This is a genomic window from Effusibacillus lacus (genome assembly GCF_002335525.1).
Classification (GTDB): domain Bacteria; phylum Bacillota; class Bacilli; order Tumebacillales; family Effusibacillaceae; genus Effusibacillus; species Effusibacillus lacus.
In genome coordinates this window covers 18,476-29,123 of sequence record NZ_BDUF01000084.1, presented here as the reverse complement: position 1 = coordinate 29,123, position 10,648 = coordinate 18,476, and the positions used below count along the sequence as shown (strand labels likewise).

The window sequence follows — 10,648 nt, the reverse complement described above, 5'->3', positions numbered from 1 at the left end:
GATACACTCGGCTGATGCCTATTGCAACGAGCACCAGGCAGGTAAGAACCGGGACATGCCAGGCCCTTCGATATTGTCCTTTCAGACTTACCCAGATCAAGTATCCGATCATTCCATAAAAAGCGGTTGAGATGGAGGCGTGTCCGCTGGGAAAACTGTAACCCGTTGCTTCCACCAGATGCTGAAGGGCTGGCCGGGGCCGGGCGAACATCTCTTTCATCAGGTTGTTCAAGAGCCAACTGCCAAGCAAACTGATGAACAGAATCAACGCTTCCCAGAATCGGCTCGTCAATAACAGAAAGCCGACTACCAGTACGAGTACGCAAACATAAATCAGTGTGGAACCCAGTTGGGTTATCACAAGCATCAAATCGGTGAGTATCTCGCTTTGCCACATTTGGACAGTTTCGCCTGCCAATTTGTCGAAGGCCTGAAATTCACGCTCGATCAAATCACGGATTGCCATGTAGTGTATACCACCCCTTTAAAGTCTTTTATGTATTCGAGGAAAGAGCGGTGATTCCTGCCAATAAGTTGGAATAACACAATAAAAAGGCCCTTGCGAAGTGCTTTCTGCACAACACAAGAGCCTCAGATGCTTGCCGGAGTGTTATTTTACAATCAACACCGGGCACGGAGCATGATGCAGGACTTTGTGACTGACACTGCCGAGAACCAGCTCGCCGAAGGTTCCCAAGCCACGGCTGCCCATTATGATCAGGTCGCATTGCTGATGCTTGGCAAACAGGCAGATCTCCCTGGCTGCGTCACCGGTTTCCACCAGTTCTTCAACCGGAATTCCTTTTGCCTGCAGCTTCTCGGCAGCCTCCTTCAACACCTCTTCCCCTTCCCGCTGCACAACCGCTTCCAGGTCAATGTCCAGATTGATCATTTCCGGTCCCAAATGAAGTGTGGGGGCCACATTCAATAGAGTCACCCGGCTGTCCTTTTCCCGTCCCTCAACAAGTGAAATGGCTGCATCGACCGCTTTCTTTGAATGATCAGACCCGTCATACGGCAACAGAATCTTTTTGTACATGAAGATCCCCTCCCAAATGGTTCTGCTTCTACTTTACCTCTCACAACCATTTATTACCTATCGGGGGATTCCCTGAACCACTGTCGGAAACTCCCTGAACCGGAAGAGGAATGTGGCAGAAAATTGTCAATTCAAAGTCTTTCCTCTCGGGAGAAAATCTGCAATACTAGTAAAAAGCCAAAGAACACCATAACGGAGAGGGATGAACATGGACTCAAGTCTGAAACTGCAGATTCTGAACCTGCTGGAGGAAAATTCCCGGTTGTCGCATGAAGATATCGCTTCCATGCTGGGAGTGGATCCGGCTGAAGTCACCCGGTGGATCAAGGAAATGGAACAGGACAAAATCATTTTGCGGTACTCCACGGTCATTAACTGGGATAAAGTGGACACGCATAAAGTGACCGCTGTCATTGACGTAAAGGTAACGCCCCAGCGGGAAGTCGGTTTTGACGCCATTGCGGAAAGGATCTACCGATTCCCGGAAGTCAAGTCGGTGTCACTGATGTCAGGCGCTTATGACCTGCAGGTCGTCATCGAGGGCATGCATTTGAAAGAGGTGGCCAACTTCGTGGCAGAAAAACTGTCCACAATTGAGCACGTGAACTCCACCACCACCCATTTCTTGTTGAAAACCTACAAGTCAAACGGTGTCATCTTTGATGATCACGAAGACGACCAGCGGCTGGTGATCACCCCGTGAAGTCCCTCTATGACCGTCTGTCTCCCGTCGTCAGGGACATTCCTCCTTCCGGCATTCGCCGTTTTTTTGACCTGGCCAATCAGATGGAGGATGTCATCTCCCTGGGTGTCGGGGAACCTGACTTTGTAACGCCCTGGCATGTCCGGGAAGCCTGCTTTTACTCGCTGGAACGGGGGTACACTACCTACACGTCCAACAAAGGACTTCCAGAATTGAGAGAAGCAATTGCCGACTATCTTTGCAGTTTCCAGCTTGCCTATGACCCGGAAGAACTTGTGGTCACGGTGGGCGGCAGCGAGGCGATTGACCTTGCCATGCGGACGTTGTTGTGTCCGGGGGACGAAGTGTTGATCCCGGAACCGGCTTATGTTTCCTACAATCCTTGTACCACTCTCGCGGGTGGAGTGCCCGTTGGAGTTCCCACTTTTGCGGAAGACGAGTTCCGATTAACCCCGGAGAACCTGCGGAAACGAATCACCCCGCGCTCCAAGGTCCTGATCCTGTGCTACCCGAGCAACCCGACAGGCGCCGTCATGTCGAAAGCAGATCTCCAAGCGATAGCCGATGTGGTGCTGGAGCACGACCTGTTTGTGATTTCAGATGAGATCTATGCGGAGCTGACCTATGACGGTCATCACGCAAGTATTGCCTCGCTGCCGGGAATGAAGGAAAGAACCGTGCTGATCAGCGGGATGTCCAAAGCATTTGCGATGACCGGATGGCGAATCGGCTATGCGGCCGCTCCCCCGGAAATCCTGAACCTGATGCTGAAGATCCATCAATATACCATTCTCTGCGCTCCGATCATGGGTCAGAAGGCAGCGTTGGAAGCTCTTCGCCACGGTCATGCGGAGAAGGACAAAATGATAGACCGTTACAACCAGCGCCGCCGTATGATCGTAAAGGGATTTCGTGAGATAGGTCTGGCCTGTCACGAACCAAAAGGCGCATTCTACGCATTCCCCGATATTCGTTCGACCGGCTTGAGTTCGGAAGAATTTGCCGAGCGATTGCTTCACCACAGCCGGGTCGCGGTAGTTCCCGGCAACGTATTCGGCCAGGGCGGAGAAGGGTTTGTCCGCTGCTCCTATGCGACTTCCATCGAGCAGATTCAGAAGGCGATTGAACGGATTGGGAATTTTGTGAGAAGCCTGGGAGGGATCAAATGAAACGGGGTTGTTCAAAGGTATAACGGCACTGGGTGCCGTTAATTAAACCCCTCCAGGGGTATAACGGCACCCAGTGCCGTTAATTGAGCCCGTCCAAAGGTATAACGGAATCCGGTGCCGCTAATTGAGCCCGTCCAAAGGTATAACGGCACCCGGTGCCGTTAATTAAACCCCTCCAGGGGTATAACGGCACCCAGTGCCGTTAATTGAGCCCGTCCAAAGGTATAACGGCACCCAGTGCCGTTAATTGAGCCACTCCAGGGGTATAACGGCATCCAGTGCCGTTAATTGAGCCCGTCCAAAGGTATAACGGCACCCGGTGCCGTTATACCATCCGAAACGGGCTGGTACGAAGGAATAACGGCATCCATTGCCGTTATCTCACCCGAAACGGACTGGCACGAAGGAATAACGGCACCCAGTGCCACTATTTCACCCGAAACGGGCTGGCACAAAGGAATAACGGCATCCATTGCCGTTATCTCATCCGAAACGGACTGGCACGAAGGAATAACGGCACCCAGTGCCACTATTTCACCCGAAACGGGCTGATTCAGAGGTATAACGGCACCCAGTGCCGCTATCTTATATAAGATGGCTATCCAAGAACCGGGGGTGTGTTTCCGGTTTTAGGATAGCCTCTATTTTCGTTTGCGGGCAACTCCTTACATTTCAAAAAAATTATCTCTTTCAACCTTGGAAACTCTTAAGGCAAATCGTTTGTACCATACCGTCTTTCCCTTATCCTGCACCACTTTATGTAATGCGTTCTCTTTCCAATTCTTGATTGCCTCTAAGGACTCCCAATAAGAGACAGTGATTTCGAGTCCGGTATTGTCACGAACACTTTCCACCCCCCAAAAACCAGGTTGTTGAAACGCCAACTCTACCATCTTGTCAGCCATTTGTCCGTATCCCTTGTCGCCTTCCGTCCGCTCAGACGTAAAGATAACCGCATAATACGGTGGTTGCGGTGTTTTGGAAATTTTGCTCATGGAATCCCCTCCCGTCTGACTACAAACAGATCATTCCGGTTCTAATCGTCATTTTATAAACTAAAAGACTGTCCCCGCCAGTAGTTTTTAGCTGGGCTTTGGGACAGCCTTATTCGTTCCAAATATTCTCTTTATTTCGTTATCTGATACTTGTCGTCCTTGTAATAGTCCTGCATTTCGGTGCTGGCAGCCGGTCTTGCCTTTTCCAGAAGAACTGTGGAATCGGCATGGGACCACGATACCTTGTAACCCAGCATCTCAGCCACTTTACGCACCGGCAGGTAAGACTTGCCGTCCATTTCCACGATGTAGGGTTTGAACTCCTCTTGATTGGCCGCACCAAGACCCAACATCAACTTATCGGCCAGTATATAGCTGGTTCCTTCTTTCAACACCTTCTGGTCGGCGTAATAGGGATACTGGGCACCGTTCACCTGCAGGTTGAACGGTCCTTTCTCCCTCTGAGGAGCCGATTGCGGCTGCAGCATCCTGAAACTTACCCGATCTACTCCCAGCACCGTTCCTTCCCGGGTGTCATCGGCACCGCCATAGATGATGCCATTCTCATAATCGAAAATCACTGCCTGCACGTTCCCAATATTCTCTGGCTTCTCATCAAACACATGCCCTTTGGCCATCAGCTGCAGAATGACATCTTGCTCAATGCCCGCTTCCCACCGCACATTTGGATAAGTGCTGGAATAGATGCGGGGCGCCAGAATGGCTTCCTGGATCGGCAGCTTGTGGTCAATGACATTTAGTATCGTTTGTGCCACCGAAGTGATTATGGTGGGACCGCCCGGTGAACCTACTGCCATGAATGGCTTGCCGTCCTTCAGGATCATGGTCGGAGACATACTGCTTCGCGGACGCTTGCCCGGTTCCACCTGGTTGACTCCACCCGGTGTTGCGTCAAAATCGGTCATTTCATTGTTGAGCATGAATCCGTAACCAGGAACCATGATCCCCGATCCGAACACCGCTTCAATCGTGGTGGTATAGGCCACCATGTTGCCCCATTTGTCCATCACGGAAAAATGGGTCGTCTGCCCCACGGGCTTCTCTTCCAAATCCGCCTGTGAGGCACCCGGAGCCTTGCCTTCATACTTCCAGGGATCGCCTGCCTTGACAGCGTTGGATGCCTGGTTCGGATTGATCAGTTTCCGTCTTTCCTTGATGTAGTTCTCATCAATCAGACCTTTCTTCGGAACCGGATAGAAGTCTTCATCCGCCATGTACTGGGCGCGGTCCGCATAGGCCAGATGCATGGCTTCAATCAAACGGTGCAGGTAATCGGCAGAGTTGAGGCCCATTTTCTGCACATCGTATCCTTCCATCAGTTTCAGGATCTGCAGGATCGTCAAACCACCCGAGCTGGGCGGCGACATGGAGGCAATCTCATAGCCCCTGTATGTGCCCCGAACCGGTTCTCTTTCCTTCACGGTGTAGTTTCGGAGGTCTTCCATCGTCATGGTGCCGCCGCGCTTTTGCACCTCGGCCACCAGCGCTTCGCCGACCTCCCCGTTGTAAAGCACATCCGATCCCTTCTCCTTGATCAGCTTCAGGGTTTTGGCCAAGTCGGGCTGTACCAGCAGATCGCCTTCCTGCAACGGCGTACCGTTTGGCACGAATACCTGGCCTGCAGTGCCGTATTGCTGCAGCTTTTTGACGTCATCCTTAATGTACATGGCGGTTGCCCAGTTAACGGGAACCCCATTCTCCGCGTAGGCAATGGCCGGGTCGATCACATCCGCCAATTTCATGGTGCCATACTTTGCAAGAGCCGTTTCCACTCCTTTCAGGGTTCCGGGTACGCCCACCGCTTTGCCGCCGGTATGGCGTTCAAACCAGGGAACGGGCTTGCCGTCCTTGTCGAGAAACAGTTTGGGGTCGACGTTTTTCGGCGCCATTTCCCGGCTGTCCAGGATGGTGATCTTGTTCTGGTCCTTGAGATAAATCATCATGAACCCGCCGCCGCCGATTCCCGACATCATCGGTTCGACCACATTCAGTGACAGTTGGATCGCCGCAGCCGCGTCCACCGCGTTGCCGCCTTTTGCCAGAATCTCCTTTCCCGCTTGAGCAGCCAACGGATGGGAGACAGCCACCATACCCTGGGTGGCCCCCAGCATCTTGTCGTCCACCCCGGGCACCCTGGCGAGTGCCGGAGAAGCGCTTGCCAGCATCACTGCGGATGCCAAAGCCAAAGCTCTAACTCTCATAGAATCCCCCCTGGTAGAATAGAAAAAGGCAGTACAAAACTATCGTACCGCCAAATTGAAAGACTATTCAATAGATTCGACAAAAGTAGACGTTACCTGATAGACTTCTACATGTTACCGGTTCACAGCGCGATGGAAGGCTCTACTTTGATTTCCAGCACATCATAAACCGTTTGCAGGTTGTTGAGGGGATACAGGTGAACCCCCGCCACATGGGGCTTCAGAGCATAGTACAGCTCCTGCGCGATTTCAACGCCTGCTTCACGGCCACCCGCCTCAACCCGATCAATGATTTCCCGGCGGATTGTAATACCGGGAACTTTCTCATTCAGGAAGCGGGCTTGCTTGGCGCTTTTGAGCGGCAAAATACCGTAGAGTACGTAGACAGGAAGGCCCTCTTTTACCACCCGTTCCTGGTACCGCAGGGCCGTTTCCACATCGAACACGGGCTGGGTCTGTACGAATCTGACGCCGGCTTCCACCTTTGCCCGGAGTTTGGAGAACTCCACTTCCTGATCGTCCGCTCCAGGATTGGCCGCACCGCCGATAAAGAAGTCAGTTGGGGCATTCAATGCTTTGCCCGCCAGGTCGGAACCTTCGTTCAAACGCTTTGCAATCTTCACAAGTCCGATGGCATCCACTTCAAATACACCCCGTGCTTCCGGATGATCGCCCCGGCTGGGCTGATCGCCCGTGAGGGTCAGGATGTTGCGGACACCAAGTGCGGCTGCCCCCAGCAGTTCCGACTGCAGCCCCAGGATATTGCGGTCACGGCAGGTCAGATGGAAGATGGCTTCCAATCCCAGGTCTTGCTGTACGATGTGGGAGAGCGCAATCGGACTCATCCGCAGCGTTGCCATCGGGGAATCGGCGATGTTCACCGCATCGACATACCCCCGCAAATGCTTCGCCGTCAGCATGGTCGGCATCGGATCCGCCCCTTTCGGCGGCTCCAACTCCACGGTCACAACGCTTTTTCCAAGACTCAGCTTCTCTCTCAATCCGTGAATCTGATACATAGTTCCACTCCTCTGAAGGTATTGGGAACCTCTCCTCCCGGGGTCTGGCAAAATACGAAAACCTCTTTCTCTGTGAGAAAGAGGTTCGCTATATACGCAGCCAACCCTCTCTCATCTTTCACAGGCCATCCCTGTGTCGGAATTGGCACCGTGCCTGTACTCCGGACAGTTTCCGCTTCTCGTGGCGGTAAATCGAATCCGGGTCGCTCAGGCCGGTTGCCGCGGCTTCATCGGGCCAGTCCCTCAGCCGAACTCTGGATAAGAGCGGTTCTTTTGAAATTGTCAGAAACAAATACTCTATCGAAAGAGTAATGGATACCGGGGTGGTATGTCAATATAATTTTGAGTGGAAAAAAAGCACCCATCTGCTTCCCGGCAAATGGGTGCTTTTTTAAGAAGAGTCCCGACGGCCCCACCTGCGCCATCGGGTGTGACGGCCACATCTGCCGTCCTGCCTGTTGCCTGACGTACCCCGGCCAAACTCCGTCTTTGGCCACGACAAGCGGTGTAAGGTTCGCCCCAACAGATCCCTCATTGCAATCCTTCCGTACAATCCCTACAGCTTGCAGGGGCTGATAATCACCCCATGCAAAACTCCCGTTCCATAAATATACTTTCTTTCATACACTATGTCAAACCAATTTTATTTTTTTTAAAGAGTTAAGAGCGCTTGGCTTTGACGGCCTTTCCCTTCTTCGAACCGGTGGGGGCCGAAACTTTACGGATCTCGCGAATCATTTCGGGCGTCAGTTGCTTGCCAAATGAACGGAACCCGGCCAGTTTGAATCCGTGTTTTCTTGCCAGTTCATCGATTTGCCGCACCTGCTCCACACGAATGTTGCGGCCAAGGGTAAAGCATTCATATCGTTTCTCGAGAGCGAGGATCATCGTTTCTGCCATACAGGCAAAAACAACCCCCTTGGGCAGCCCGAACCGGAACTTCGACTCATACTCTCCCGGCACCTCTACCAGGCCGCCTTCAATCACCAAGACGTCCGGCCGCTGCAACGCCACTGTCTTGGCCACGTCGCGGGGGCGGGCCACATCACACACGACGGAACCCGGGCGCAGATCCTCCGGATACAGGACCGTATCGGCGCTGCCTGTAACGGTCACGACCAGCTCCGCTTTTCGTACGGTATGGCGTGGATCTGTCGAGACATTCACCGTTTTGCCCGATTCGCTCATGATGTAAGAGGCCAACTGCTCCAACTTGGCTTCATCCCTGGCAACCAGTGTCAGTTTCCCCACATGTGGGGCCAGCATCCTCGCGCAGATGGCGCCAATCGATCCGGTTGCGCCAATGACCGCCAAATGGGCTCTCGACGGTTCAATATCCATCAGTACTGCCGCTTGCCGCGTGGCCTGGATGGCAGTTGCCACCGTCAGGCTGTTGCCGGTAGTAACGGGAATCCGCAAATTCTTGGCAATGGTAATCCCAGCGTCTCCCACCACCGATGTAAAGGCACCAAGCCCGAGGATTTTCGCACCTGCCCGTTCCGCCCGGCGGCCTGCCCGGATGATCTTGCGCAGAACCGTCTGCAGCGGCAATTCCAACATCTGTCTGGCTGTCAACGTGGTCGCGACGAAAACCCCCTCCACTTCATTGTGGTCCGACCGGATACCTGCCGAGTGTCCGCAAAAAATCGGCGGGCCAAACCTCATCAATCGTTCCAGAACGGCAGGAGACCAATTTTGCAACGAAGGAAACTTTTTGGCAACATCCGCAGTGTCTTCCGGATGCACAAGAAATCCAAATGTGTCCATACAGTCATCTCCCGGGTGTCAATTGAGTGCCAAACTTCTTTTAAACCGCACCGTTTTCAAATTTGTGTTTAATCGCTTTCAGCATGGATTCCCCGTTTTGCCGGAGCTTTACTTTCGCTACCGGATTCAATAACGCCGACAGCATGGGAACCCCGAATTCAAAATCCACCGTCAGGGTCACCCGGGTATACTCTCCTTCCTGTTCGACGATCCATTCTCCCTCAAACTTCTTCAGATCCCCTTCCACCTGCTCATACCGGATCCGGTTGCCGGCGTGATCGAATACATCCCTTTCCCGCCATTTAAACGACATGCCGTTCAGGGTGGTGTCCCAAGAGGTGATCGTCCAGTTGTCGCCGCGTTCCAGAACCTTCACTTCATTCAATGAAGGCATAAAGCGTGGATACGATTCCATATCCCTGATCAGTTCATACACTTCTTCCGGCCTTCCCCGAATCGTTTCCCGAATCTCAACTGACGGCACAGGCGGCCCCTCCTTCCAATGCTTTGTCCAGTGCATCCACCACCAGATCCAACTCCTGACTGGAAATGGTCAGCGGTGGTTCCAGACGAGTGACACGCAGATTGTTTAGTGCGAATGCGGTCAAAACCCCATTTTCAATCAGATCGGCCATGACCAGTCCTCCAATCTCCTCACTGCTAAACTCAATGCCGATCATCAACCCGCGTCCACGAACTTCCGCCACAGTCCCCGGATACTGTTCCGCGAGCATGTGCAGCCTGGACATGAAGGACACTCCTTTAGCCGCCGCCTCCTCATGCAGTCTTTCCTCGACCAACACGTCAAGAGCAGCGTTTGCCGCAGCACAGGCCAATGGATTTCCGCCAAATGTGGATGTATGCAGCAGGGGCGCATCTTTATAAGCATCGTACAGATGCGGTCTTGCAATAAAGGCCCCAATCGGCATCACCCCGCCTCCAAGCGCTTTGGCCAGGCACATGATGTCCGGCACAACTCCCTCCGACTCGCATGCAAAAAAATGACCGGTGCGCCCCATGCCCGTCTGTACTTCATCCGCAATCAGAAGAACTCCCTTGCGGTCACAGAGTTCCCGCACTTCGCGCAGGTACCCCTGCGGCGGAACAATAATCCCCGCTTCTCCCTGGATCGGTTCCAGCAGGACCGCCGCCGCATCCTGGCCAATGGCCGCTTCCAAACGGTCCAAGTCACCGAAAGGAACATGGACAAACCCTTGCAGGAGGGGTTCAAAGGGCTGCCGGTACAATTCCTTTCCGGACGCGGACAAAGAACCCAGGGTTTTCCCATGGAACGAATTGATCATGGAGATAATCTTTGGCTTTCCCGTGGCAATTCGGGCCAGTTTGATGGCTCCCTCCACCGCTTCCGCACCTGAATTGCAAACAAATGTGTAGGTGAGGTCTCCCGGCGTAACCCGTGCCAACCGTTCCGCCAGATCGGCCATCGGTTCACACAGCATGATTTTGCTGGAAAGGGGCATCTTCTGCAGCTGCTCCTCCACTGCCCGGACAATCCGTGGATGCCTGTGTCCAAACGCAAAAGTCCCGTATCCCCCCACACAGTCAATCATCTGTTTGCCGTTCCAATCGGTTACAAAGCATCCTTCCGCTTCCCGCTCCACTCCCGTCAGCCCCATGAACCGAAGCAGTCTCGCCAGTCCCGGATTGACGAATGATTCATATTTGGCCAGAACCTGTTCGCTTTTGGTCATGACGCACCTCCTGTTGAAATAC

The 10,648-nt window shown here is 53.2% G+C and carries 11 protein-coding genes and 1 riboswitch; of the genes, 2 read left to right on the top strand and 9 right to left on the bottom strand.

Annotation, left to right across the window (positions count from 1 at the left end; genetic code table 11):
- Window positions 1-466, bottom strand: a 466-nt coding sequence (locus EFBL_RS14610; protein WP_096182828.1) for a phosphatase PAP2 family protein, incomplete at its 3' end; no start/stop codon positions are given.
- 144 nt (window positions 467-610) lie between these two features.
- A complete protein-coding gene (locus EFBL_RS14605) occupies window positions 611-1,039 on the bottom strand; it encodes a universal stress protein (RefSeq protein ID WP_096182827.1) in 429 nt (142 codons plus the stop codon).
- Window positions 1,040-1,247: 208 nt separating this feature from the next.
- Here EFBL_RS14605 and EFBL_RS14600 point away from each other — a divergent pair, with 208 nt between their 5' ends.
- Complete coding sequence (locus EFBL_RS14600) at window positions 1,248-1,742, top strand: Lrp/AsnC family transcriptional regulator (RefSeq protein WP_096182826.1); 495 nt, start codon at window positions 1,248-1,250, stop codon at window positions 1,740-1,742.
- On the top strand, window positions 1,739-2,911 hold the full coding sequence (locus tag EFBL_RS14595; protein WP_096182825.1) for an aminotransferase class I/II-fold pyridoxal phosphate-dependent enzyme: 1,173 nt from the start codon (window positions 1,739-1,741) through the stop codon (window positions 2,909-2,911). Before EFBL_RS14600 ends, EFBL_RS14595 begins: the two co-directional genes overlap by 4 nt.
- A gap of 284 nt (window positions 2,912-3,195) precedes the next feature.
- On the opposite strand, the gene EFBL_RS14590 is transcribed toward EFBL_RS14595, so the two are convergent.
- From EFBL_RS14590 to EFBL_RS14560, 7 genes are all read right to left on the bottom strand, one after another.
- Window positions 3,196-3,384 (bottom strand): hypothetical protein, encoded by a 189-nt coding sequence (locus EFBL_RS14590; protein ID WP_096182824.1) that lies wholly within the window; start codon window positions 3,382-3,384, stop codon window positions 3,196-3,198.
- Between the two features lie 192 nt (window positions 3,385-3,576).
- Window positions 3,577-3,906, bottom strand: coding sequence for an antibiotic biosynthesis monooxygenase family protein (locus EFBL_RS14585; RefSeq protein ID WP_096182823.1), 330 nt, complete (start codon window positions 3,904-3,906; stop codon window positions 3,577-3,579).
- Window positions 3,907-4,037: 131 nt separating this feature from the next.
- Complete coding sequence (gene ggt, locus EFBL_RS14580) at window positions 4,038-6,128, bottom strand: gamma-glutamyltransferase (protein WP_096182822.1); 2,091 nt, start codon at window positions 6,126-6,128, stop codon at window positions 4,038-4,040.
- 122 nt (window positions 6,129-6,250) lie between these two features.
- Window positions 6,251-7,147 (bottom strand): methylenetetrahydrofolate reductase, encoded by an 897-nt coding sequence (locus EFBL_RS14575; protein ID WP_096182821.1) that lies wholly within the window; start codon window positions 7,145-7,147, stop codon window positions 6,251-6,253.
- Between the two features lie 108 nt (window positions 7,148-7,255).
- A riboswitch (SAM riboswitch) is annotated at window positions 7,256-7,412 on the bottom strand.
- Between the two features lie 395 nt (window positions 7,413-7,807).
- The gene (locus EFBL_RS14570; RefSeq protein WP_096182820.1) at window positions 7,808-8,914 is read right to left on the bottom strand and encodes a shikimate dehydrogenase; all 1,107 of its coding nucleotides are present in this window, start codon (window positions 8,912-8,914) and stop codon (window positions 7,808-7,810) included.
- A 40-nt stretch (window positions 8,915-8,954) separates the two neighbouring features.
- Window positions 8,955-9,398, bottom strand: coding sequence for a type II toxin-antitoxin system RatA family toxin (locus tag EFBL_RS14565; protein WP_096182819.1), 444 nt, complete (start codon window positions 9,396-9,398; stop codon window positions 8,955-8,957).
- Entirely contained in the window at window positions 9,385-10,626 is a 1,242-nt protein-coding gene (locus EFBL_RS14560; RefSeq protein WP_096182818.1) for an aspartate aminotransferase family protein, read from the bottom strand. Before EFBL_RS14560 ends, EFBL_RS14565 begins: the two co-directional genes overlap by 14 nt.
- Window positions 10,627-10,648: the final 22 nt, after the last annotated feature.